This is a genomic window from Chryseobacterium sp. SNU WT5 (assembly GCF_007362475.1).
Lineage (GTDB): Bacteria > Bacteroidota > Bacteroidia > Flavobacteriales > Weeksellaceae > Kaistella.
On the sequence record NZ_CP041687.1, the window covers coordinates 2,862,347 to 2,885,310 of the forward strand.

A 22,964-nucleotide genomic window follows, 5' to 3' on the forward strand; every position below is an offset into this window, starting at 1 on the left:
TTTAAATTTTTTCTACAAATAAAATTTGATCTTCCACTTTTACGACTTTCACATTGTTTCCTGCATAGATCTTTTTTTCCTGCTCAGTTACTGCTTCCAATTCATGAACACTTCCATTTACACTAATCTGTACTTTTCCTGAACCCATTTTATGGCCAGGAATCGTCATATAGACTACCGCATTTTTTCCTAAAGTAGTTTTGATGTTGAAAGTGTTGTCTTCCTGTAATTTTAAAATTTGCTTAATGATAAAGAAGAATATTCCCACGAAGATAACGCCTACGACAAAAGACATGATTACCAAAATAGATTCATTTACTTTTCCATAAAAAGCTACTCCGGTCCAACCGAATCCAAGTAAGAAATTAATTAGATTTCTAAATGAAAACAATTCGAATGGCGCCTCAACATCATGAAAATCACCATCGAAGTCTGCATCTAAATCTGCAGTAGCATCGGTTCCTAAAAAGGTCATTACAGTCTGAAAAATAAAAATTAAACTTGCAAAAAGAGAGAGGTACCAGAAGGCTTTTTGTAAAGCAGGCATCTCTGAAAAGAATTCTGTAATCATAAGTGTTAAATGTGGTGCTAATATAAAGAAAAGATCTTGCTTTTGGGAGTTTTATTCCTTTCGTACCAGTAAAATCCAGTCATCTTCTAGCAGTTTATATCCAATGTCATAAAGATACCTATATTCGGCACCATTTTTATAAACAATCAGGCTGGTAAAATACTCGAAATGAAAACCTTCTGAAATTAATTTATTTCGTGTTGTTTTTGCTTTTCCATCAATAAATTTTTGTTCAGAAAGAATTCGGTGGTTTTTGCGCAATCTGTTATTAATATTGCGCATTAGGTTAGATGAATCTTTGTTGTGGTTATTGTTGTAAGAATTCCGACAACCGTCATTACAAAATTTCTTATCGCTTCTGCCTATAATTTTTGCGCCACATTCTAAACAGTTTTCCATGATCAGACTTTTTAAAGTGATTATTTCAGAAGGTCTATTTCGATGATGTTATTATCTCGAGCTATTCTTTTAAGACTCATGATTTCTAACTCTCTATAGGTATCTGCATTTACTTTTCCAAGCAGATGAGCCGTAGGATTGATACGATTTGTTTTATAGACTTTGGTGTATTCAGGATAACTAACCGCAATCATTTCGCTCGGCTTTTTTAAATCAGGATATTTCACAGTCGTGCTGAAGTTTTTAATTCCTGCTAAAATGAATTGATGACTTGCAGTGTTGTCTTCAATTTTAACGATGAGCCCGGGTAATCCAGAAAATTTATAAGGACCATCTTGAATCGGAATATCCTTCGTAAACCAAGCGGTCCATCTTCTTCCGCCAAAGTCTGCAGTCGCTTTTTGAGCTTTATAATTCAAAACGGTAATAAATTCGGACTGTAGTTTCCAGTTGATCTTTAAGTTTTGATCGATAATATACTCGTCCTGTCCAATGCTCGAAATGTAGATGATATTCTTCGACTTATTATTTTTAATCACCCGATCGCTCACTTTCTTTCTTGATTGCGGAGGTGGAATAATATTATTGCTTAACTGATTCAAAACCGTTGAATCCGCCAGGTATTTATTATAACTAAAATATTCTGATTGATTAGAGTTGATATTTAATATCATTCGTTCCGTGACCACATTTGCTCGATTAGTACTGTCGGCGACGAAAGTATAATCGTATATAAACTGTTTGGTTTGCGAAAATGTGACGACATTAGATAGCATAAAGATCGCTAAAGCAATCTTTTTAAATAGAGTAGTTGTGTTTTTCATCAGTTCATTTGTTACTCAAATATATAAAATTTTGGTGTAAAAATGATCTTATTTGTACTAATTAGCCTGTGGAAACTACTAAAAACTAATGCTTAAGTTAAATAAATAGAACGCATTACATTGACACCGCATTCTGCTGGTCCAACTTATCTTTAAGCCTATTAAAAAAATGATCAAACTCATCACGCTGACTTTTTTTGATCTGAGATTTTATAATTTTCAAAGTTTTGCCGGCAGTTTTAAAAGTATAATCATCTGCATAGTACTTTGCTTCAACCAGTTCGCTTAAATTGACTTCTTTTGCAGGTATTGAAAAGACCGTAATTTTCTCTGAAGTTACTTCAAAGTATTTTTTTACATACTCGTAAAGAAAATATGATAGATAAAAGATCCCTAAAAAAAGAAATAAAGAATCAAGTAATTGCAGTTCGGGTGAAGTTAATAATTTTGATATTCCTAAAAAAGTCCAGATACAACCCAATATTAAATTGAGAGCTAATTTTTTAGTTGTAAAAGAGTATTTCATAGATTTGTGTTATTATTTCAGTATCAATTAAAAGTTAACGTTTTTTCACTACAAAAGAAGTTTTTGGAGTGAAAATGAAAGCTTGATGATTGAACTTTTATAATAAAAGAATGATCGATCAGATAAGTTGCATTGGTCACAAAAAACGACAAGAAACACGGCTAGAAAACCGTGTTCCATTATATCTTAGATCATGACAAAGAATTTAATCCTTATGTCCGTACAATTCATTATACAAGTGGATATATCGCTCCTTCACAGCTTTTCTTTTCAGTTTTAAAGTTGGCGTCAATAAACCTAATTCGATCGACCAAATTTCTGGAGTCAATTCAAATTTCTTGATTTGTTCCCAATGTCCAAGTTTGGTATTCAGATAATCAATTTCTTTTTTAATTCTTTCTTTAAGTTCAGGGCTTTTTGCCATTTCTGCAGTTGCAGTTCCTACATTTATATTCTTTCTTTCAGCCCAGTTTTTAATGAAATTATAATCTGGTTGAACCAAAGCACACGGCATTTTCTCACCGTCACCTACCACCATGATCTGCTCAATAAATTTAGAAGCTTTTGCTAAATTCTCAATAACTTGTGGTGCGATATATTTTCCACCCGACGTTTTAAACATTTCTTTTTTACGATCGGTGATATGTAAATAGCCTTCATCATCCAGGTGTCCGATATCACCGGTTCTGAAATAACCATCTGCTGTAAATGCTTCTTTAGTCATTTCCTCATTCTTAAAATACCCTTTAAAGACAGAAGGTCCTTTTACGGTAATCTCTCCATCTTCCTGTATTTTAACGTCCAGATTGTCCAAAACATGACCTACCGTTCCGATTTTGATCTTACCAAAACTATTCACGGCAATTACGGGAGACGTTTCCGTTAAACCATAACCTTCTAAAATGGGGATTCCCGCATTTTGGAACATTTTATTCAACCTCGTGGATAAAGCTGCAGAACCCGAAACCAGCGTGATAATATTACCGCCTAATCCCTCGCGCCATTTTGAAAATACAAGTTTGTCTGCAATGATCTGTTTCAAACCAGAAGGCTTGCCGATCTTCTCCTTCGCTTTATTGACTCCTAATGCCCAAAGAAAAATTTTAGACTTTAAGCCGCCTGCACTTGTTCCTTTGTCGTAAATTTTATCATATACTTTTTCGACTAGTCGTGGTACAACCGACATAAGATGAGGCTGTACTTCCTTGATGTTGTCACCCATTTTTTCAATACTTTCCGCAAAGTAAATAGCATAACCGTTATATTGATAAAGGTAAAAAAGCATTCTTTCAAAAATATGACAGATCGGAAGGAAACTTAAAATTTTAATATCGGTAAATTCCAAACCTTTAACCCTCGGGATTCTTGAGTTAGAAGCCAATACATTGGCCACAATATTTTGGTGTGAAAGCATAACTCCTTTTGGTCTTCCCGTAGTTCCTGAGGTGTAGATTACCGTGGCCAGATCTTCTGAATTGATCGCGTTTGATAAATCTTCAACTTCATTTTGTGTAGCATCATCACTTCCTAAATCAATAATCTCGCGCCAGTTAGGAGCACTTTCTATTGCATCAAAAGTGAAAACACCTTGTAAACTTTCTACTTTCGATCTGATTTTCATTACTTTATCATAAAGTTCACGATCGGAAACGAAACAGTATTTTACATCTGCATTATTAAAAATAAAATCATAATCTTCAGCAGATATACTAGGGTAAACAGGAACCGATACAGCACCAATTTGGGCAATACCCAAGTCCATAACTGCCCATTCTGTTCGGGTTGCAGTGGTAATTAATGCAATCTTATCTCCTGGTTTAATACCTAACTTTAGTAATCCCCTGGAAATCTTATTTCCTAGTGTAGTTAATTCTACAGTAGAGGTTTTCTGCCACTTCCCATCATACTTCGTGACGAACATATCGTCTCTAGAATATTTTTCTAATGCATTGTGGGCAAAATCAAAAGTTCTTTTTATTGTCATATCTAAATATTTTTTACTGATAAATTATAAATAACCAATGGAACACTGATTATTTGTAAAAATATCATTTTTATTTTAACTCGCAAGAACATTTATAAAGGAATATTTGTTTTAATTTTTTACTTTTTAGAAATATTGTAAATTTACCACCAAACAATTTTTAAACTTTATGAATTTTAATTTATCTGAAGAACAGTTAATGATTCAGCAAGCGGCAAGAGATTTTGCTCAAACTGAACTTTTACCAGGAGTAATAGAAAGGGATAACGCTCAGAGGTTTCCGCACGAACAGGTAAAGAAAATGGGGGAACTTGGATTTTTAGGAATGATGGTTGATCCGAAATATGGTGGTGCCGGTATGGACAGTATATCTTATGTTTGTGCCATTGAAGAAATTGCCAAAGTAGACGCTTCCGCTGCGGTCGTAATGTCTGTAAACAATTCTTTGGTTTGTGCGGGCTTGGAAAAATATTGTAACGAAGAGCAAAAAATGAAATATTTAGTGCCTCTTGCAAGTGGGGAAGTGATTGGTGCTTTCGCTTTATCTGAGCCAGAAGCTGGTTCTGATGCCACTTCTCAGCAAACTACAGCGGTAGACAGAGGAGATCACTATATATTAAACGGTACCAAAAACTGGATTACCAATGGTGGAAACGCTACTTACTATATTGTTATTGCACAAACTGATCCCGAAAAGAAACACAAAGGAATTAATGCCTTTATCGTAGAAAAAGGATGGCCAGGTTTTGAGATCGGACCAAAAGAAGATAAATTAGGAATTCGTGGGAGTGATACCCATTCTCTATTATTCACGGATGTGAAGGTTCCTAAAGAGAATAGAATCGGAGAAGATGGTTTCGGATTTGCATTTGCAATGGGAGTTTTAAATGGTGGTAGAATCGGGATTGCTTCTCAGGCTTTAGGAATCGCTTCTGGTGCTTATGAGCTGGCATTAAAATATGCGAAAACCAGAAAAGCTTTTAAAACGGAGATTATCAATCACCAAGCGATCGCTTTTAAATTAGCAGATATGGCTACATCTATTATGGCAGCCAGAATGTTATGTTATAAAGCAGCGGTTGAAAAAGATGAAGGAAAAGATATTTCTGAAATCGGTGCGATGGCGAAATTATATGCGTCGCAAGTCGCAATGGATACTTCAATTGAAGCGGTCCAGATCCATGGGGGTTATGGATACGTAAAAGAATACCATGTAGAAAGAATGATGCGTGATGCGAAGATTACCCAAATATATGAGGGAACTTCTGAAATCCAAAAAATTGTTATTTCCAGAAGTATCGCCAAATAACTACTATAAATAAAAATTTGCCATGAAAAAAGTTTGGATCATTGTTGTTGCCGTTCTCCTTGTTTTGGGAGGTTTTATGTGGTACAAGTATTTTTTCGTATTCGCTGAAGGAGTAAAATCCGGATATCTTAATTATGCGAACAAGAAAGGATATATTTTTAAAACCTATGAAGGTAAATTAATTCAGGAAGGTTTTGGCCGTGGAAAAACGGGTGGCTTGACCAGTTATGAATTCGAATTTTCTGTCGAAAACGAAGCTGTTTTTAAACAACTCGAAGAAAACAGTGGAAAACAATTCGATCTGCATTACAAAGAATACAATGGTGCTATCCCGTGGCGAGGAAATACCAAATATGTGGTTGATAAAGTTGTCAACATGAAATAAAAGAAAATCCTTTCAGCATCTGAAAGGATTTCTTATTTTTAAAAAATGAAAGAATATTTATTAAAGAGAGAAAGAATATTTCACTTTTTGTCATTGGCACTCATCGCCGGTTCCTTATTTCTAAAAGATCCGATCCAGAAAATGACCATTTTAGGTTTAGGAATCGTTGGCCTTCTTTTGTTATCAATACTAAAGAAACAAAAAGCTCTGACCGTCATTTACTTGGCTCTTTTACTTTTGTCTGGGCTTGGCTATTATTTAATTACGACCGGAAAACTTCAGTTTTAACATTCACTCTTTAAGAAACTTTTACTTATTTTTTAGGTAGATATTTCGAATAATCCGGCTCATTAGTAGGTTGATTATTTTCGTTTTCTATAATTTCTGATGGAGAAGTTACGCGAGTTGTTTCATGTTGAGTATTTATTTGGTTTCCTAAATCCTTTATTTTCCTTTTGTTTCTATTTCTTCGTATAAAAAACAAGATCAGGCCTGCAATAAGAAAAATAGGCCAAAAGGGTAGGACTGCGATCGTTATTTCTTCTAAAACTCTAAATCCACTCATAAATGCGTTAGTTGATTTATCACCGAAAGAGTCTTGTCTTCCGTCGGTATCATTCCCGATAATACGAGTTTCGGCGAATTTCTCATTTTGTATGAAGGTTAGTTCAATATCACACATCTGGTTAGAATCATACTCTGTTCCTTCACTTGCAGTACTTTTAAGCTGTACGTCTCCAAATTCTTTAGAAAGTGTTTGGCTTAACTGATCGAAATTTTGCAGCGGAACTTTTATAGAAATGTTTTCTCGTTGAATTCCCTCATTCTGACTAAAATTTTCACTAACAATATTTGCATTGCTTTCACTAATCTTCAGATTCAACAATGATTTTGCATTCGGAAGTTCTTCTACTTTAATTTCAAATCTGGCAGATTTTACCAAAGGATCTTTATGAACAATTGGTGGAATAACAACTGTGTTGTTTCGATTAATCTGTGGATTTTGACTTTCAGAATTTGGTGGCGTAGTTACTTTTTGGGTTTGCGTTTGTTGAAGTATTTTGTCAGCCGTTTTGCTTAAAACTGAAATTGCATTTTCACCATTCTTTAATAACTGACTAGCAGAATCTAATGTTTTTGCAACATCAGTTCCTGTTTTTACATGTTTTGTGATCTCAGCAATATCTTTGTTAATGGAATCGATCTTCCAAGTTCCAGACTTCAGAGTACTGTCGATTCTTTTGGTCTGTTTTTCAATTTCTGGAATGATGACTTTTTTGGCAATTCCGTTGGAATCGTTCACCCTTTTCGAAATGGAATCCAAAATCTTTAAACCATCTCTTGCTTTGGTGAAAAGGCTATCCGCGGTTTTAATGGAACTGGTCGTATCATTAAATTCCTGCTTGCTACAGGAAAAAAGCAACATAAAAATAGAAAGAAACGCAATTATATTTTTCATTATTTTTTTTAATTGTAATCGACGCTAGATAATCAAATAGTATTCCCTTCGGTATTGCAAAAGACTCCTAAAATATTTAAGAGTCTGTATATCTATTCCTTGCAAATCAGTTTACAAAACCTTTACAAATTAATCTTGTTTAAATTCACTTATAAAATGCAGTTTCACATTTGGGAACTTCTCCTGAGTCATATGAATCGTAAATGCTGAATCTGCTAAAAATACCATTTGACCGTATTTATCTCTACACATAAAGCGCTGTTTCAATCTCGCAAACTCTTTAAATTCCTCAGATTTTTCGTCAGCTTCAATCCAACATGCTTTGTGAATCGAAAGAGGTTCGTAATTACATTTCGCTCCGTATTCATGCTCGAGACGGTATTGAATAACCTCGTATTGAAGTGCTCCAACGGTTCCAATGATTTTTCTGTTATTCATTTCTAGGGTGAATAATTGAGCGACTCCTTCATCCATTAACTGATCGATTCCTTTGGCCAGCTGTTTCGCTTTTAACGGATCGTCATTATTAATATATCTGAAATGTTCAGGAGAGAAATTTGGTATTCCTTTGAAACTTAATTTTTCGCCACCTGTTAAGGTGTCTCCGATCCTGAAATTTCCGGTATCGTGAAGTCCTACAATATCACCAGGGAAACTTTCGTCAACGACTTCTTTTTTATCAGCGAAGAAAGCGTTAGGAGAAGAAAATTTCATTTTTTTATTTTCTCTTACTAACAGATAGTTTTCATTTCGTTTGAATGTTCCGGAAACGATTTTTACGAAAGCCAATCGATCGCGGTGTTTCGGATCCATATTGGCATGAATTTTAAAAATAAATCCAGTGAAATCTTTCTCTTCCGGTTTTACAATTCTGGAATCACTTTCTTTTGGTTGTGGATTTGGTGCGATTTCGATAAAAGCATCTAACAATTCGCGAACACCAAAATTATTCAAAGCAGATCCGAAGAAAACCGGTTGCTGATTACCATTCATGTAATCTTCACGATTAAATTCGGGATAGACTTCGCTAATTAATTCCAATTCCTCGCGCATCGTTTCAGCAGCTTTCGAACCAATTGCTTCATCGATCTTTGGATCATTAATATCATCAAATTTTACGGCTTGACCTACTCTTTGTTTTTTTTCCTCTAAGAATAGCTGAATATTATGTTCCCAAATGTTATAAATACCCTGGAAATCACTTCCCATACCAATTGGCAAAGAAAGTGGAACGACAGTTAAACCTAATTTTTGCTCCACTTCATCTAACAAATCGAAAGCATCTTTTCCTTCGCGGTCTAATTTATTAATGAAAACAATCATAGGGATGTTTCGCATTCTACAAACCTGAACCAGTTTTTCGGTTTGTTCCTCAACTCCTTTTGCAACATCAACAACCACGATTACAGAGTCAACAGCTGTTAAGGTCCGGTAGGTGTCTTCTGCAAAGTCTTTGTGACCAGGAGTGTCCAGAATATTGATTTTGTGACCTTTATATTCAAAAGCCAAAACCGAAGTTGCAACAGAGATTCCTCTCTGTCTTTCAATTTCCATGAAATCAGAAGTAGCTCCTTTCTTAATCTTATTGGATTTTACAGCCCCTGCTTCCTGAATTGCACCTCCGAAAAGCAATAATTTTTCCGTAAGTGTGGTCTTTCCAGCATCGGGATGTGCGATAATTCCGAAAGTTTTTCTTTTTCCTATTTCTTTAAGTAGATCTGACATAATTAAATTTGAGACTGCAAAAATCGCTTTTTTTTATCGAAAATGAAAATGACGTCTATTTTGACTTTATTTTGTTTTCTCTTAAAAAGTTGAGTTCTTATTACGACCTTTTGATTTATAAATTTATATTTGTGGAAATTAAATTTTTATGGAAGAAAATCGACTGAAGAATAAGGGTATTTTTGATGGTTATGGAGCTATGGCATTAATTGGAGGCTTGGTTGGAGGTAGCATTATTGTTGCCGTTTTCAACTTTATTGCGATGTACGTTTTTAAAGTTAATTTCCAGTATGATGATATCTATTTGATCATTTCTCAAATTGCCACATTTGGTGGAGCAATTTTCGCCTTCGATTATTTCGTCTATCGACCTAATACTGGGAGAAAACTTAATTTTAATTTTTCCCCTACCAATTTAATGACTTATTTTTTAATTTTTCCAATGATGTTCGGAATGATGCTCATTGCTGAATTTGTTACCATGCAAATTCCTACTTCTGGGCCTGTTTTTGGGGAAATGTATCGCTATTTTTCGAAGTTAATGGACCAAATGTCAAGTGATCCTGCTACTTTAATACTTTTAGCCGTTATCTTGGCCCCGATATTTGAGGAGATTGTTTTTCGTGGTATTATTATGAAAGGTCTTATCAATAAAGGAATGAAACCGAAAAAGGCTATTATTATTGCTGCAGTGGTTTTTGGTTTGGTTCATGCTAATCCTTGGCAATTTGTAGGCGCGGTATTATTAGGTTTGGTTTTGGGCTTGGTTTACTATAAAACAAAGTCCTTATTATTACCCATCTTATTGCATGCCTTTAACAATTTGATTTCCGCACTGCTCATTTTTAATGGTAATACAGAAAGTCTCGCAGAAACTTTTCATATATCTGAATGGATCCTGTTAGGTGTAGGTGTCATATTATTCACTTCCTTCTATATTCTTTTTGCTAAAAGATACCGTGTACACTATGCCGAGGCTTAATTTCTTTCTATAAAATCAAAGTACTATTTAATAATTCCATTATACCAAAATTTGTCGCTCATTAATAAAAATCTATGAAAAAAGAAATCCTCATTGCAACTCATAATACTCACAAAAAAGAAGAAATTCAGCAAATATTAGGAGATAAATTTACCGTCACTTCGCTTACAGACTATGATATTCATGATGAAATTGTAGAAGATGGATCTAGTTTTCATGCCAATGCTTTGATCAAGGCACAATATTGTTTTGATAAAACTGGAAAACCAAGTTTGGGAGATGATTCAGGTCTAGTTGTTGAAGCTTTAGATGGAAGACCTGGGATTTACTCTGCGCGCTATGCTGGAAATCATGATTTTGCAAAAAATATGGCGAAAGTTTTGGAGGAATTAGACGGCATAGAAAACCGTAAAGCCTATTTCGTAACGGTGATGTGTTTGGTTGATGAATTTGGAACTAATTATTTTGAAGGTAGAGTATATGGACATTTAACTAAAGAGATTCGCGGTGAAAAAGGATTCGGTTATGATCCTATTTTTATTCCAGACAATCACGAAATCACCTTTGCCCAAATGCGTGCTGAGGATAAAAATAAGATCAGTCACCGTAAAAAAGCGATCGAACAGTTTTTGAGATTTATGGAGAATTAGGTAAAGTCATTTAAATGAAATTTTAGTGAAATTCCGGTATGAGTTTTTAAACGAAATATCGTATTTTTGCACTCACTTATATTAAAAAGAAATGTTAGAAAAGATTGATGAATTATTGGTTGACGTAAATAAATTCAGTTCAGCAAATAAAGATGAGATAGAACAGTTCCGCATCAAATTCAGTGGGAAGAAAGGAATTATAAATGATATCTTTTCTAAATTTAAAGAAGTTCCTAACGAACAGAAAAAAGAGTTTGGCCAGAAGATAAATGCATTGAAACAAGCAGTAGAAGCTAAACTTGAAGATTTAAAGAATACAACAAGTTCTACATTGATCCTTGAAAAAGATGATTTGACCAAACCTGGTTTTCCATCCGAATTGGGTACACGTCATCCTATCAATTTAGTAAAGAACAGAATTATAGAAATCTTCAGATCAATCGGTTTTGCTGTTGCAGATGGACCAGAAATTGAAGATGACTGGCATAATTTTACCGCGTTGAATCTTCCGGAATACCACCCTGCAAGAGATATGCAGGATACCTTTTTCATCGAAACCGCTCCAGATATTTTATTAAGAACGCATACTTCTTCAGTGCAGATCCGTTATATGGAGGAAAATGAACCACCGATGAGAATTTTATCTCCTGGACGCGTATTTAGGAATGAGGCGATCTCATCACGTTCACATTGTATCTTCCACCAGATCGAAGGTTTATATATCGACCAAAATGTAAGTTTTGCAGATTTGAAACAAACGATCCAATATTTTACCACGGAACTTTTCGGAAAGTCAAAAATTAGATTACGGCCTTCTTATTTCCCCTTCACAGAACCAAGTGCAGAAGTAGACGTTTACTGGGGTTTAAACTCAGAAACTGACTACCGAATTACAAAAGGTACGGGTTGGCTGGAAATTATGGGGTGTGGAATGGTTGATCCTGCCGTTTTGACCAATGTGAATATAGATCCTGATAAATTCTCTGGTTATGCTTTTGGAATGGGGATTGAAAGAATAGTGATGTTGCTCTATCAAATGAGTGATATCCGTATGTTCTTTGAAAATGATAAAAGAATGCTCGAGCAGTTTAAGTCGCTTTAGCATTTTTAAAATAAAGAAAAAGACCGTTTCAATAATTTTGAAGCGGTCTTTTACTTTGTTATGTTCTATTGATTGTTATGACATTTTCTAAATAGCCTAAGCTTTCTTCTTAAACAGGTTTTTCGTTTTATTGTAATCTAGATAGTAAGTAACTTTTAACGAAATGTTGTTTAGCATTTTCTCATTGAATAATCGGTCAAAATTATCTTTAAATTTCAATCGCGAAACACCTAAATAATCGTCAACGGCATTTCTATATAACAATGTAAGTTGACTCCCAGGTGCAAACCACCAGGAATATCGCAGATCTACATTCCAGGAGTTATAGGTTCCATTTAAATTTTTGGTAAATAAGTTAGTATCTGCCAAACTACCGTCGTGATTCAGCGTGTAGAAATTTTTATAAGTAACATCTGAATAATAGTGTCGAAATTCCAGTGACAAAGACATTTTATCGTTAAAAGTGTAGCGTGAACTTAGACTGTTTTCATAGGTATTTCTCTGCCTTCTTCCAATAAAGATCTCACCACCATCACTTCCTGCAAATCCCGTTTCATTGTTGCTGAAAGAGGGGCTGAAACTATAGCTGGTACTGAACTTATCTGAAAAACGGTATTTCAAATTAATATTCGATCGAACTAAATTTCGTCCTTGTTCATCAAAAGCATAATAATCCAAGTCGAAATTGTATTGAAACTTTTTTCGACTGTCACTATTGATCCAAATCCATGGATTAATATATGCAGGATTTTTCAGAAACCGTCCGACTGTTCGTGGCTCGTAAGTATCATTCTCTCCAAAGGGACTCGTTTCTAAACCTGCTCCATAATTTCTAAAATCTTTTGTCGTGAACTGCAAATTACTGTTTAGAACGATTTTTTTATTTAAAAATGGCTGTAATTGGTGTGCATATGAAAGATTGATATTTGCATTAATGGAATTAAATTTTTCAGTTGGTTGCAGTGTACGGTAATTATAGTGAGTGCTATAGTTCACATAATTTGTACTTGTAGAAAAACCTAAATCATTAATATCCCAATTTTTATCTTTATAATTAGCATTTATCCCAAATCTATTTTTCCCGGCGTTTTTATCAAATCCTATTTCACTACTGGATCCAAATTTAGTATCACCATCCATCACCCAACTTCCTTTGAGATTTCCGTAGTAATTAAAAATATTTTTTTTGTCATTGATACTCCATAATAAACCAGTTGAATTAGCATCCCGAAATTTTCCTTCGCGCATCACATTCGTATTAACGAGTGTAACTGATGAGTTTTTATTAAATCTTTGATCCAGAACTAAAACATTGTAATTGGCCCAAGGTTCAACGATCTCTTGTCTCGTTTGCCCACTTTGATCATTTACAATGGACGCTTCCATTTCTTCTGTAATTCCATTAAAAAAACCAATACCTAATCCCTTGTTTGTTCTTCCTGAAATTTTAAAAGCATTAAACAATTTTACTTTAGATGGATAATTAATGACTGTTTCATCTATAGAAGTAGTTGGGTAATTAGAGGGCGATCCCCCAATACGTCGGGAGTAGAAAAGATTACCTTTACTAAACAGTTCGGTACCTTCTGTAAAAAAAGAACGTTGCTCACCAAATTGCTGTTCAAACGGACCCAGATTTAAAATTGCAGGATCAAAACTGGTTTGCCCAAAATCTGGTATCAAAGTCATATCCAAAGTGAACGCATCATTAATTCCATATTTGATGTCCATTCCACCATTAAAATTAGTTGTAGTTTTTTCATCATAGTTATTTACATAACTTGAAAAATAAGGAGTTAGTGACAATCTTAAAGGAGGTTGGATGTCTTTTATTCCTTCTAAAGTACCGTCATACATTAAATAGTCTCCTTTCTTATTATCAACAAAATTCCAACTAAGATTTTGATTTGTTTTCTGAATGATTCTCATCATATTAAGTCCCCAAGTTTGAATGTCTTTTTTGGGAAAACGCAGCTCAGAATAAGGAATTTTAATTTCTGCGGTCCATCCGTTTTCATTTATGTTTACCGCTGAATACCACACTGGATTCCAGGAGAAATCATCATTGGAATTGGACATTATTTTAGCATCTGCTTGCACTCCGGAAGCTTGTAATATGAAAAAAACACCTTGTTGTTGATCATTATAACCATTGATCGTTATTGCAAAAGCATCGTCATTGCCAATGTCGTCTCTTTCTACCAGTTCTCTTTGTATATTTTCAGGATGAGGATCATACATTGTTGCACCGAAATAGACCCCGGTATCATCATACATGATTTTTACGACCGTCTTAAAGTCTTCGGGTTCTGGTTTGCCGTTGGAAGGGTTTCTTTCTATAAAGTTTTGCGCAATTGGTGCAGTTTTCCAGACTTCTTCATCTAAAATACCGTCAATTTTTGGTGCTTGGCTAATCTTTGAGAGACTGATTCTCTTTCTATCAATACTGTCTTTAATCTTAGTTTGGCCAATTAGGTTTATCGCGCTGAAGGAGATCAGCATTGTTGCAAGCAGAACTTTCATTTACCAGTTTTCTTATAAGACAATAAAAGCTACTTAAATGTTACATTGAATTATAAATTTTTTAAAAAAAAAACGAACCGAAGTCCGTTTATAATAATTTATGCCATAATAATAAATTTATTTTACAAAACTTAAAGGATATTTTACATTCGAATAAGACTCAATATCTGCTTTTAATGACCCTACTGCTAATTCAGCTTTAATTGAAACAGGAACGTGGTTAGCATCGTTTGTTACCCAAAGAGTAACTCCTTCTTTATCTTTAAAAACACGGCCACTAATTACTTGCGGAATAATTTTGAGACAGTTTATATTTCCAAATTTGGTCTTTAGATTTTCAACACCTATAACTTTAAGTTGAAAAGGGAACATTTCATCATCAATCCATACATCTACTTTTTTCACAGCTCCAACTTTAAGGTCAGAATCACTTAAGGTTCTAAGATAATAGAAAGCAGACAACATGTCCTGAATACCTTTGACCGAATTCAATTTTTTTGTTTCATTTTTCTCCTTATCAGTTAAGAGAAGGGTTTGATTACTTTGGTTAAAAACTGTTTCAAAATGTTGGGTGTAATTTCCTTCTTTTACATTACGTACATAGAAACTTGGTAAAGCAGTATTATAATTAATAAAACTTTCATAATGATCTTCCACTTTAAAAAATGCACGAACTGCACCTGTTGTTTTTCCATAACCCTTTACGTACAAGTGCGGCTGCCCTTGATAATTTACTTTTAAAGTGGTCAGGCTTGCGGTCCCTGCATTCAATAATCCGTAATGAATTCTATATTTTAGCACTTCTCCGGATTGGATATTCTGGAGTTTTTGCCCGCTTGAAAACAGCATGGTAATAACTCCAAACAATAATAAAATCTTTTTCATGCGGATGCTTTTGCAAATAATTTGCCAAAATTACTAAACATTGAAATTGGATATAAAATATATGACAATTGTCACATGCGCTCACCGAGGTTTTCTTTTAAATTTTGTAAATTTGTGAAAATATTCCCTAATTTTTAATTAATGATTACTACAGATATATTAATAATAGGCGCTGGTCCAACAGGACTTTTTGCAATTTTTGAAGCAGGTTTGTTAAAAATGAAATGTCATCTTATCGACGCACTCCCACAACCTGGCGGGCAGCTAACAGAGCTTTATCCTAAGAAACCTATTTTTGATATTCCTGGTTTTCCCTCTATCAATGCTGGTGCGTTGGTTGATAATTTAATGGAGCAAACGAAGCAATTTCAGCCAGGATTTACTTTGGGTGAAACTGCTCAGACCCTGACCAAACTCGAAGATGGAACTTTTGAAGTGATTACTAATAAAGGAACCATTCATCGTGCGAAAGCAGTTGCAATTGCGGGTGGTTTAGGAACTTTTGAACCTAGAAAACCTACTTTGGAAAATCTTTCAGATTTTGAGGAGAAGGGAATTGAATATTTTATCAAAGAACCTGAGCATTTTAGAGATAAGAAAGTAGTAATAGCTGGTGGTGGAGACTCCGCGTTGGACTGGAGCATTTTCTTAGCCGACATTGCGAGTGAAGTAACCTTAATTCACCGTAGAAATGAATTTCGTGGGGCTTTGGATTCTGTAGAAAAAGTACAGGTATTAAAAGATCAGGGGAAGATCAATTTAATTACTCCTGCAGAAGTTACCGGTTTAAAAGGTGACGGTAAATTGTCTGCAATTACTGTTGAAAAAGAAGGAGAAACTTTCGATGTAGAAACCGATTATTTTATTCCTCTATTTGGTCTGACTCCTAAATTGGGAGATATCGCAAACTGGGGTCTGGAAATTGAAAAAAATGCAATTGTTGCAAATAATGCTTTGGATTACCAAACCAATATTCCTGGAGTGTATGCAATCGGTGATGTGAATACATATCCAGGCAAATTGAAATTGATTTTGTGCGGTTTTCATGAAGCGACCTTAATGTGCCAAAGTGTTTATAATATGTTGAACCCAGGTAAAAAATTCGTCTTAAAATATACAACCGTAAGTGGAGTAGATGGTTTTGATGGAAGTCGGAAGCAAGCTGAAAAAGCGGTTGTCATGAAAATTAACTAATACCATTCCACGTTTCGTCAAACTTTAAACTATTATACAAGTAGAGCAATGCAGGATATCAATCTTAAAATTACAGATAGAAACGGGCAAATTCATGAGGTGGTTGCACCCACTGACATGTCAATGAACCTTATGGAAGTTATTCGTTCTTACGAATTGGCAGAAGAAGGGACAATTGGGGTGTGTGGTGGAATGGCAATGTGTGCGTCCTGTCAGGTTTACGTAGTTGATGGAGCAGATAAATTGCAGGAAATGGGAGATGAAGAGGATGCCATGTTAGGTGAAGCTTTTCACGTAAAAGAAAACAGCCGTTTAGGTTGCCAAATTCATATTACCGATTTAATTGATGGTTTGGAAGTGCAGATCGCACCTTATCCGTAGTCATTGGAGGAAGTAAAAACAGGAAGGAAAGAAAATTAATTTTTCTTTCCTTTTTTATTTAATAGCAGATTGAGAAACTTAATCTGAGTACCAAATTTTAGATGACACCTTATTCATTAACTTTGCTTAAAGTAATTTTCAAAAGATATTATTTCAAATTTTCTAAGATCTAAAAGAATGAAACGATAAAGAACTTCAGCAGGCACCGCAACAATTTGCTTTTAATGAGATGAGTAGCTGATGATAACTAACCGCTTTGATAAAAAATAAAATTTGAGAAATTATAAATCGCTGGAAGATACCATTACAGGTTCTTTTCAATAAAAATGTAAATTTTTAACGGAAATGACACAAGTATTTTATTTATAAATGCCTTTTCGTATTTTTCTAAGTTCTCAAAGCTATTCCATTTTGCAAAATTGCAAATATTTTGGAATTATCACTAATTAGGGATTTACAAGGATATTTTTAGTAATTTAATAAAAAATATTTATCATGAAAATTGCAACATATAATGTCAATGGAGTAAATGGTAGATTGCCCGTTCTTTTACAGTGGCTGACTGCAGAGCAACCGGATGTAGTTTGCCTACAAGAATTAAAAGCTCCTCAAGATAAGTTCCCCGAACATGAAATTATGAAAGCAGGTTATCATGCTGTTTGGGTTGGACAAAAAAGTTGGAATGGAGTGGCAGTTTTAACCAAATCTAAGAAAGCGACTGTCATCCGAACTAACCTTCCTGGAGATGAAACAGATGAGCAGAGTAGATATTTGGAAGTAAAGGTGGATGACCTAACAATTGTGTGTATTTATGTGCCTAATGGAAATCCAACGCCAGGCGATAAATTTGATTATAAACTCAATTGGTTACAGAGATTAGATGCTCAAGCTGAACTTTTAATCAGTTCTGGAAAACCAGTAATCATCACTGGTGATTTTAATATTATTCCCACAGAGGAAGATGTGTATAAACCTGAAAAGTATAAAAAAGACGCTCTTTTTCTACCTGAAGTTCGTACGGCATTTGAGAATTTAATTGATCAAGGTTGGACCGATGCTCTGCGACATCTTTACCCAAGAGAGACAATTTATACTTTTTATGATTATTTCCGAAATGCTTATGAAAGAGATGCGGGGATGCGAATCGATCATTTTCTCCTTTCCCCTGACCTTTTACCTACTTTAGAAAGAGGTGGTGTAGATAAGAAGGTTCGAGGTTGGGAGAAAACGAGTGATCATGTTCCAACCTGGATTGAGGTTAGGGAATAGCAAATGCGGAGAGTAAATTACTGATAAACTTTCTGCACTTTCTCTACAACGTAGGTTTTTCGTTTAATTTTTGGAGCTACATATTCGAGGACCTTTTCCTTTTTCCACTCTTTTTTCTTGTAAACGGAACTTGAAGATTTCCAGATTTTTTGTTCAATTAATTCAACTGAAGCTGATGAAAAGTCTTTAATATTACGAAGCAATTCATCAACTTTTTTTGCCGGAATTTTATTAACTGTACTTTCAGGGTGAATTTTACTTAAAAATAAGACCTCATTTCTGAGGATATTTCCCAAGCCTGGAAATACATCTTGATTCAAAAGAACATCACCAATTTTGTTTTCGGAATATTTTTCGAGTAAAAGTTGGTGTGTTTTTTCTAATTCATATTTTTCAGAGAATACATTAAGTTGCTGATCAAAAGAATCTCTATTATCTAATTTTTTGATTTTAACTACATAGAAGTTGATGAAATTTTTATCAAAAAATAATGAAAAACTTGCATTAACCTTTTTCGTATCATCAATTAAAAAACTGCCAAATAGACCAAAATGAACGGTGATAATAAAATGATTGAAATCGAGAAGTAGATACTTTCCGTATGTTTCAATATCTTTTAAAATTTTGCCAGAAATATCTTCAGCAAAAGGATTGTTGTAACCGCCGCTTTCAGTCACTTTCCGTCCTTTAAACTTTTGCATTCTCTTTTGGAAAACTACAAGTGTTGGTCCCTCCGGCATTATTTAGGCTTTTCGTTCTGTAGAATTTTCATCACAATCTGTTCTTCTTTAGTCAAACCTGCTTTGCCATCGTCAACTTCAATTTCATCTAATTCGCTCAAATATTTTTTAATAGAATTATTTTCATAAAGATTGATAATAAGTGGATGAATATAATATTTACGACACACCGTACTGGTATTTCCCAATTCACAAGCGACCCGTTCAATGGCATGTTTGATTTTGGTTTTTTGATTGTCTTCGTTTTCCTGCATATCGATCTCCTTAAAAGCTATTAATGCGTTTACTGTTCCCGACCAGGTCCGGAAATCTTTTGCGCTAAAGTTTTCACCACTGATTTCCTTAATATAATCATTCACCATTCCACTGTCGATGGCATGCCTCTTTCCCTCCTCATCATAAAATTGAAATAATTCTTTTCCTGGGATATCACGGCAGTTTTTAACGGCTTTTGCAAGTTTTGCATTTTTTAAATCGATATCATGGTAAATACCCTTCTTGCCTTTAAAGGAAAATTTTATTTTTTGACCTTTAACGTTCACATGTTTATCTTTCAGAGTTGTTAAGCCGAATGAACCATATAATTTTTCATAGATATTATTACCGATTCGAATATTCGTTCGTTCCATCAAACTTACCACCAGCGCTAGAACTTTACGTTTATCTAATTTACGATGAGCAAGATCCTGTTCTAAATTGAGACGAATCTGTGGAAGTGCATCGCCAAACTTAAGCATTCGATAAAATTTGGTATGATTTCGAAGTGCGTTCCACAGTGGGTGATAACGGTATTGTTTTCTTTTTTTTGCATCAAGACCGGTTGCTTGTAGATGTCCGTTTTGTAGGGCACAAATCCAAACACATTCCCAAGCAGGAGGAATAGCAAGCTTTTGAATACGCTCTATCTCCTCCTTATCATTTATTTTGATCCCCTTGTAAAAATAAGTGAATTTTTCACCTCTTTTTTTTCTTACAAAACCGTTATCTTCCGCATCTGTAGTATAGATTAAGTTGACTGCCTTTGCAGATTTCACCGGATCCTCCATGATTTTGACTAATTTGGACGGAGTTATCTTGGTGATAATCTCTAAATTAAGTGGCTCAGGCTTCATCACTTAAAAATTAATTTTTGCCTCTGGTAAATAACCATAGAATAACGGCAATTACACCACCAATCAAAATAAATGCCCACCACATTCCAGCTTTAAAAATAGTTCCGATTGCATCACAACCTGTTAACATCATGATTGAAAGAATTGCTAAATAAAGAAATGTAAACTTTTTCATAATAGTAAATTTTAATGTTTATATAATTTTAATGTTTAATAGTATTAAATTCGATGGAGGTCTGGTTTCCACTGAGTGATTGATTTTTTGATTTCGTCACCAGATATTTTAGATTTTAACGCTTTATCGAGCAAAGTTTTAAATTCGTCGTCATACGCAAACCTAAGTGCAGCGATTTGGTCAAATTTAAGTTGGTTTTCCACTTCATCAGAACGCTTACCAAATAGTTCAAAATATCTTTGTTTAAATTCTAAACGAACAATTCGATTTTGATTTCCTAATGCATAATGCTGCCGAAGCATCAACGTTAAATATAAAATTAGGAAAGTTAAAATTGAAAATAAAATCCAAATCAACTGATGGGCTTCGTCAGAGAAAATCTTCCAAATTCCAGTCACTTGCAGGATCATAAGCAAGGGCAGATAAATGAAATGATGAGGAGGATAAAATTTAATATGATTTTTATAGTTCTGAGTTTTCATATTTAATCCTTATCAAATAATTAACCAATCTTTAAAATTTTAGCGATTAAAAGATAATTAATGTCTTTTTATTAGTTGTTTTAAGCGTTAAAAAAATATTTAAAAATGAAGGGAATTAAAAAAAAAGCCGGTATATTCGAAACATGTTTACTTAAAATAAGTTACCATTTCGAACGTACCGACTTAACTTTACGAATTAGAAAATAAATTCTATTTTTTACTCAAGGCCACCTTTTCTTGTGGGCTCTTTAACTTCTGGCCATTTCATAGCTTCGCCACTTCTATTATCTATTGGCATTTTAATTCTTTCAGAGGAAGTTTTTTCTGGGTCTTCACTAGCCATATATGTTAAGATTGCAATCGTTGCAACATTACTTTTTAAGTCATCAAAAACTATTTTGTCATACGTATCGCGGTTGGTATGCCAAGTGTAATTAAAATAACTCCAGTTCAATGAACTCAGCATAAATGCCGGAGCTCCTGCTGCAATAAACGACGCATGGTCTGATCCTCCACCGCCTGGAAATCCGGGATAGGATGTTTTAATATCTTTTGTTAATTCTTTTGGAACTGCATTTAACCATCTTCCCATATAATCATAAGAGTTCAGAAAACCTTGACCGCTAATATTTGCGATTCTTCCGGTTCCATTATCTTGATTGAAAACGGCCTGCACATTGGCCATTTGGTCTTTATGATCCCAAACATAACCTCTTGAACCATTCAAACCCTGCTCTTCACTCCCCCAAAGACCAATTACAATCGTTCTTTTAGGATTTGGATAATATTTTTTAAGAATTCTGGCAACTTCCATCATAGTAACGGATCCTGTGCCGTTATCGGTAGCACCTGTTCCTCCGTCCCACGAATCCAAATGTGCAGAAAGGATCACGTACTCATTTGGCTTTTCAGAACCTTTAATCGTCGCAACCGTATTAAAAGTAGGAGCAATTCCCAGGTCTTTTGAATTTGCTTGAATTTTAACTTTTGGAGTAGTTCCATGCTTTATCATTCTGTATAATTGACCATAATCTTCTAAAGCTACGTCAAAAACAGGAATCTTCTTAGTTCCAGCAGCAAATATCTTATTCACACCAAAACCTTGAGACCAATAAGAAGACAAAATTCCCGAAGCTCCTGCCTGTTCTAACTTCTCATTTAAAGTTCTGGATGTTTCACCCGTTGCCTGCATTGATTTTCTCCAGGTCTGTGCATTTTCTTGAGCTTCTTTTTTCATTTTTTCCAAAGATTCCGGCGTTGCAAACTCTTTCCAGTTATACTCAGGCCTTCCAGTTGGTTGATATTGAGAAACCATTACGATCTTACCCTTGATGGTTGTTAACCATTTGGTAAATTCATCTTTGGTATTGAATAATGGCAACATCATAACCTCTGCGGTCAAACCTTTGGATGGAGTAGAAGGGCTCCACGCCAGTTGCATTCCTTCCAGCGATTTTGCGTAAGGGTAAACCATCTCAACAGATGATGTCCCTCTTTCCCAAGATTTCCATTCTCCCCATTTCTCATTTTTAGCAGATATTCCCCAGTTTTCAAAACGCTTCACTGCCCAGTCATGAGCCTGTTGCATTTTTGGACTTCCTACTAATCTTGGTCCGATACCATCCATCAACTCATAAGAAAGGGTTTCCAACTGTGAATTGTTGTAAGTTTCATCCATGATGGATTTTACTACTTGATCTTGGGTTTGCGCATTTAAGCTGACCGCAAAAATGGTAGTGACCATCAATAATTTAGCGTAATTCTTCATTAAGTATAAATTTTGCGATGAAGATAATAAATTTTTAACGATAACCTCCCGTGTTTAGGGCTAAAAAGAAAATCGCGTATATTATTGTTAAATCGTAATATTTTTATAATTTTATAAAAAAATAGATTATGAATTTACTTATTAGACTACTTGTTACCGCAATTGTCGCCTTTCTTCTTACTAAAATTTTGACGGGAGTTCATATTGATGGATTCGCTACAGCTTTGGTATTTGCTTTAATTTTGGGTGTACTCAATTTAATTGTAACTCCCATTCTTAAAATTTTGGGACTACCTCTCACCATTTTAACATTAGGGCTTTTTTCTTTAGTGATTAATGCTCTGGTTGTATTATTGGCTGCAAACTTCGTTAGCGGAATGGCTATAGATGGCTTTTGGTGGGCATTTATTTTCAGTATTTCGCTGTCATTAATAACCTCGTTATTTAACGGACTTATTACTTCTGATAAATAAAAAGTTTTTACGATTGAATTTATAGCGGTTCTGATTTTTTCTGAAC

Annotated in this window: 24 protein-coding genes; 10 read left to right on the forward strand and 14 right to left on the reverse strand. The window is 34.5% G+C overall.

Annotation, left to right across the window (positions count from 1 at the left end; all coding sequences use genetic code 11):
• Position 1: 1 nt before the first annotated feature.
• The 5 genes from FNJ88_RS13465 to FNJ88_RS13485 form a co-directional block, all read right to left on the reverse strand.
• Positions 2-571, reverse strand: coding sequence for an NfeD family protein (locus FNJ88_RS13465; protein WP_228414535.1), 570 nt, complete (start codon positions 569-571; stop codon positions 2-4).
• Positions 572-622: 51 nt separating this feature from the next.
• On the reverse strand, positions 623-970 hold the full coding sequence (locus FNJ88_RS13470; RefSeq protein ID WP_143853747.1) for a hypothetical protein: 348 nt from the start codon (positions 968-970) through the stop codon (positions 623-625).
• Positions 971-990: 20 nt separating this feature from the next.
• A complete protein-coding gene (locus tag FNJ88_RS13475; RefSeq protein ID WP_143853748.1) occupies positions 991-1,794 on the reverse strand; it encodes a GLPGLI family protein in 804 nt (267 codons plus the stop codon).
• A gap of 115 nt (positions 1,795-1,909) precedes the next feature.
• On the reverse strand, positions 1,910-2,320 hold the full coding sequence (locus tag FNJ88_RS13480; protein WP_143853749.1) for a hypothetical protein: 411 nt from the start codon (positions 2,318-2,320) through the stop codon (positions 1,910-1,912).
• A gap of 205 nt (positions 2,321-2,525) precedes the next feature.
• Positions 2,526-4,304, reverse strand: a complete 1,779-nt coding sequence (locus tag FNJ88_RS13485; protein WP_143853750.1) for an AMP-dependent synthetase/ligase — start codon at positions 4,302-4,304, stop codon at positions 2,526-2,528.
• Between the two features lie 169 nt (positions 4,305-4,473).
• On the opposite strand from FNJ88_RS13485, the gene FNJ88_RS13490 reads away from it, so the two are divergent.
• The 3 genes from FNJ88_RS13490 to FNJ88_RS13500 are packed head-to-tail and all read left to right on the forward strand — an operon-like array spanning position 4,474 to position 6,286.
• Entirely contained in the window at positions 4,474-5,613 is a 1,140-nt protein-coding gene (locus FNJ88_RS13490; RefSeq protein ID WP_143853751.1) for an acyl-CoA dehydrogenase, read from the forward strand.
• Positions 5,614-5,635: 22 nt separating this feature from the next.
• The gene (locus FNJ88_RS13495; protein ID WP_143853752.1) at positions 5,636-5,998 is read left to right on the forward strand and encodes a hypothetical protein; all 363 of its coding nucleotides are present in this window, start codon (positions 5,636-5,638) and stop codon (positions 5,996-5,998) included.
• Positions 5,999-6,043: 45 nt separating this feature from the next.
• A complete protein-coding gene (locus FNJ88_RS13500; RefSeq protein WP_143853753.1) occupies positions 6,044-6,286 on the forward strand; it encodes a hypothetical protein in 243 nt (80 codons plus the stop codon).
• Between the two features lie 25 nt (positions 6,287-6,311).
• Here the strand turns inward: FNJ88_RS13500 and FNJ88_RS13505 are convergent, their stop codons facing one another.
• Together FNJ88_RS13505 and FNJ88_RS13510 are read right to left on the reverse strand one after the other, a co-directional pair.
• Complete coding sequence (locus FNJ88_RS13505) at positions 6,312-7,457, reverse strand: DUF4349 domain-containing protein (protein WP_143853754.1); 1,146 nt, start codon at positions 7,455-7,457, stop codon at positions 6,312-6,314.
• Positions 7,458-7,586: 129 nt separating this feature from the next.
• Positions 7,587-9,182 (reverse strand): peptide chain release factor 3, encoded by a 1,596-nt coding sequence (locus FNJ88_RS13510; RefSeq protein WP_143853755.1) that lies wholly within the window; start codon positions 9,180-9,182, stop codon positions 7,587-7,589.
• A gap of 148 nt (positions 9,183-9,330) precedes the next feature.
• On the opposite strand from FNJ88_RS13510, the gene FNJ88_RS13515 reads away from it, so the two are divergent.
• The 3 genes from FNJ88_RS13515 (at position 9,331) to pheS (ending at position 11,916) form a co-directional block, all read left to right on the forward strand.
• Complete coding sequence (locus FNJ88_RS13515) at positions 9,331-10,164, forward strand: CPBP family intramembrane glutamic endopeptidase (protein ID WP_143853756.1); 834 nt, start codon at positions 9,331-9,333, stop codon at positions 10,162-10,164.
• A 74-nt stretch (positions 10,165-10,238) separates the two neighbouring features.
• Positions 10,239-10,814, forward strand: coding sequence for an RdgB/HAM1 family non-canonical purine NTP pyrophosphatase (rdgB, locus tag FNJ88_RS13520; RefSeq protein WP_143853757.1), 576 nt, complete (start codon positions 10,239-10,241; stop codon positions 10,812-10,814).
• Between the two features lie 91 nt (positions 10,815-10,905).
• Positions 10,906-11,916: a phenylalanine--tRNA ligase subunit alpha gene (gene pheS, locus FNJ88_RS13525; protein WP_143853758.1), complete on the forward strand. Its 1,011-nt coding sequence runs from the start codon at positions 10,906-10,908 to the stop codon at positions 11,914-11,916.
• A 96-nt stretch (positions 11,917-12,012) separates the two neighbouring features.
• On the opposite strand, the gene FNJ88_RS13530 is transcribed toward pheS, so the two are convergent.
• Both FNJ88_RS13530 and FNJ88_RS13535 read right to left on the reverse strand, forming a co-directional pair.
• On the reverse strand, positions 12,013-14,439 hold the full coding sequence (locus FNJ88_RS13530) for a DUF5916 domain-containing protein (RefSeq protein WP_228414536.1): 2,427 nt from the start codon (positions 14,437-14,439) through the stop codon (positions 12,013-12,015).
• A gap of 117 nt (positions 14,440-14,556) precedes the next feature.
• Entirely contained in the window at positions 14,557-15,324 is a 768-nt protein-coding gene (locus tag FNJ88_RS13535) for a DUF3108 domain-containing protein (protein ID WP_143853759.1), read from the reverse strand.
• 141 nt (positions 15,325-15,465) lie between these two features.
• Between FNJ88_RS13535 and FNJ88_RS13540 the strand changes: the two genes are divergently transcribed.
• The 3 genes from FNJ88_RS13540 (at position 15,466) to xth (ending at position 18,168) form a co-directional block, all read left to right on the forward strand.
• A complete protein-coding gene (locus FNJ88_RS13540) occupies positions 15,466-16,518 on the forward strand; it encodes an NAD(P)/FAD-dependent oxidoreductase (protein WP_143853760.1) in 1,053 nt (350 codons plus the stop codon).
• A gap of 48 nt (positions 16,519-16,566) precedes the next feature.
• Positions 16,567-16,899: a 2Fe-2S iron-sulfur cluster-binding protein gene (locus FNJ88_RS13545; protein WP_143853761.1), complete on the forward strand. Its 333-nt coding sequence runs from the start codon at positions 16,567-16,569 to the stop codon at positions 16,897-16,899.
• A 495-nt stretch (positions 16,900-17,394) separates the two neighbouring features.
• Positions 17,395-18,168 carry an exodeoxyribonuclease III gene (gene xth / locus FNJ88_RS13550; RefSeq protein ID WP_143853762.1) on the forward strand — a complete coding sequence of 258 codons (774 nt, stop codon included), beginning with the start codon at positions 17,395-17,397 and terminating at the stop codon, positions 18,166-18,168.
• A gap of 17 nt (positions 18,169-18,185) precedes the next feature.
• Here xth and FNJ88_RS13555 read toward each other — a convergent pair whose 3' ends face one another.
• The 5 genes from FNJ88_RS13555 to FNJ88_RS13575 form a co-directional block, all read right to left on the reverse strand.
• Positions 18,186-18,869, reverse strand: a complete 684-nt coding sequence (locus tag FNJ88_RS13555) for a DNA-formamidopyrimidine glycosylase family protein (RefSeq protein ID WP_185145834.1) — start codon at positions 18,867-18,869, stop codon at positions 18,186-18,188.
• A 38-nt stretch (positions 18,870-18,907) separates the two neighbouring features.
• On the reverse strand, positions 18,908-20,020 hold the full coding sequence (locus tag FNJ88_RS13560) for a DNA topoisomerase IB (protein WP_143853937.1): 1,113 nt from the start codon (positions 20,018-20,020) through the stop codon (positions 18,908-18,910).
• Between the two features lie 10 nt (positions 20,021-20,030).
• A complete protein-coding gene (locus tag FNJ88_RS13565) occupies positions 20,031-20,195 on the reverse strand; it encodes a phosphatidate cytidylyltransferase (RefSeq protein WP_143853764.1) in 165 nt (54 codons plus the stop codon).
• Positions 20,196-20,239: 44 nt separating this feature from the next.
• A complete protein-coding gene (locus tag FNJ88_RS13570; RefSeq protein ID WP_143853765.1) occupies positions 20,240-20,677 on the reverse strand; it encodes a DUF6526 family protein in 438 nt (145 codons plus the stop codon).
• Positions 20,678-20,894: 217 nt separating this feature from the next.
• Positions 20,895-22,445 (reverse strand): M20/M25/M40 family metallo-hydrolase, encoded by a 1,551-nt coding sequence (locus FNJ88_RS13575; protein ID WP_143853766.1) that lies wholly within the window; start codon positions 22,443-22,445, stop codon positions 20,895-20,897.
• Between the two features lie 128 nt (positions 22,446-22,573).
• On the opposite strand from FNJ88_RS13575, the gene FNJ88_RS13580 reads away from it, so the two are divergent.
• A complete protein-coding gene (locus FNJ88_RS13580) occupies positions 22,574-22,918 on the forward strand; it encodes a phage holin family protein (RefSeq protein WP_143853767.1) in 345 nt (114 codons plus the stop codon).
• Positions 22,919-22,964 lie beyond the last annotated feature (46 nt).

What these genes read in the sequence shown, in the direction of transcription:
- FNJ88_RS13485 (WP_143853750.1), bottom strand. Translation starts at nt 4,304, where the DNA reads ATGACAATAAAAAGAACTTTTGATTTTGCCCACAATGCATTAGAAAAA.
- FNJ88_RS13465 (WP_228414535.1), bottom strand. Translation starts at nt 571, where the DNA reads ATGATTACAGAATTCTTTTCAGAGATGCCTGCTTTACAAAAAGCCTTC.
- FNJ88_RS13510 (WP_143853755.1), bottom strand. Translation starts at nt 9,182, where the DNA reads ATGTCAGATCTACTTAAAGAAATAGGAAAAAGAAAAACTTTCGGAATT.
- FNJ88_RS13560 (WP_143853937.1), bottom strand. Translation starts at nt 20,020, where the DNA reads ATGAAGCCTGAGCCACTTAATTTAGAGATTATCACCAAGATAACTCCG.
- FNJ88_RS13565 (WP_143853764.1), bottom strand. Translation starts at nt 20,195, where the DNA reads ATGAAAAAGTTTACATTTCTTTATTTAGCAATTCTTTCAATCATGATG.
- FNJ88_RS13515 (WP_143853756.1), top strand. Translation starts at nt 9,331, where the DNA reads ATGGAAGAAAATCGACTGAAGAATAAGGGTATTTTTGATGGTTATGGA.
- FNJ88_RS13490 (WP_143853751.1), top strand. Translation starts at nt 4,474, where the DNA reads ATGAATTTTAATTTATCTGAAGAACAGTTAATGATTCAGCAAGCGGCA.
- FNJ88_RS13580 (WP_143853767.1), top strand. Translation starts at nt 22,574, where the DNA reads ATGAATTTACTTATTAGACTACTTGTTACCGCAATTGTCGCCTTTCTT.
- FNJ88_RS13570 (WP_143853765.1), bottom strand. Translation starts at nt 20,677, where the DNA reads ATGAAAACTCAGAACTATAAAAATCATATTAAATTTTATCCTCCTCAT.
- FNJ88_RS13545 (WP_143853761.1), top strand. Translation starts at nt 16,567, where the DNA reads ATGCAGGATATCAATCTTAAAATTACAGATAGAAACGGGCAAATTCAT.
- FNJ88_RS13505 (WP_143853754.1), bottom strand. Translation starts at nt 7,457, where the DNA reads ATGAAAAATATAATTGCGTTTCTTTCTATTTTTATGTTGCTTTTTTCC.
- pheS (WP_143853758.1), top strand. Translation starts at nt 10,906, where the DNA reads ATGTTAGAAAAGATTGATGAATTATTGGTTGACGTAAATAAATTCAGT.
- FNJ88_RS13530 (WP_228414536.1), bottom strand. Translation starts at nt 14,439, where the DNA reads ATGAAAGTTCTGCTTGCAACAATGCTGATCTCCTTCAGCGCGATAAAC.
- FNJ88_RS13575 (WP_143853766.1), bottom strand. Translation starts at nt 22,445, where the DNA reads ATGAAGAATTACGCTAAATTATTGATGGTCACTACCATTTTTGCGGTC.
- FNJ88_RS13470 (WP_143853747.1), bottom strand. Translation starts at nt 970, where the DNA reads ATGGAAAACTGTTTAGAATGTGGCGCAAAAATTATAGGCAGAAGCGAT.
- xth (WP_143853762.1), top strand. Translation starts at nt 17,395, where the DNA reads ATGAAAATTGCAACATATAATGTCAATGGAGTAAATGGTAGATTGCCC.
- FNJ88_RS13480 (WP_143853749.1), bottom strand. Translation starts at nt 2,320, where the DNA reads ATGAAATACTCTTTTACAACTAAAAAATTAGCTCTCAATTTAATATTG.
- FNJ88_RS13500 (WP_143853753.1), top strand. Translation starts at nt 6,044, where the DNA reads ATGAAAGAATATTTATTAAAGAGAGAAAGAATATTTCACTTTTTGTCA.
- FNJ88_RS13535 (WP_143853759.1), bottom strand. Translation starts at nt 15,324, where the DNA reads ATGAAAAAGATTTTATTATTGTTTGGAGTTATTACCATGCTGTTTTCA.
- FNJ88_RS13540 (WP_143853760.1), top strand. Translation starts at nt 15,466, where the DNA reads ATGATTACTACAGATATATTAATAATAGGCGCTGGTCCAACAGGACTT.
- FNJ88_RS13495 (WP_143853752.1), top strand. Translation starts at nt 5,636, where the DNA reads ATGAAAAAAGTTTGGATCATTGTTGTTGCCGTTCTCCTTGTTTTGGGA.
- FNJ88_RS13475 (WP_143853748.1), bottom strand. Translation starts at nt 1,794, where the DNA reads ATGAAAAACACAACTACTCTATTTAAAAAGATTGCTTTAGCGATCTTT.
- rdgB (WP_143853757.1), top strand. Translation starts at nt 10,239, where the DNA reads ATGAAAAAAGAAATCCTCATTGCAACTCATAATACTCACAAAAAAGAA.
- FNJ88_RS13555 (WP_185145834.1), bottom strand. Translation starts at nt 18,869, where the DNA reads ATGCAAAAGTTTAAAGGACGGAAAGTGACTGAAAGCGGCGGTTACAAC.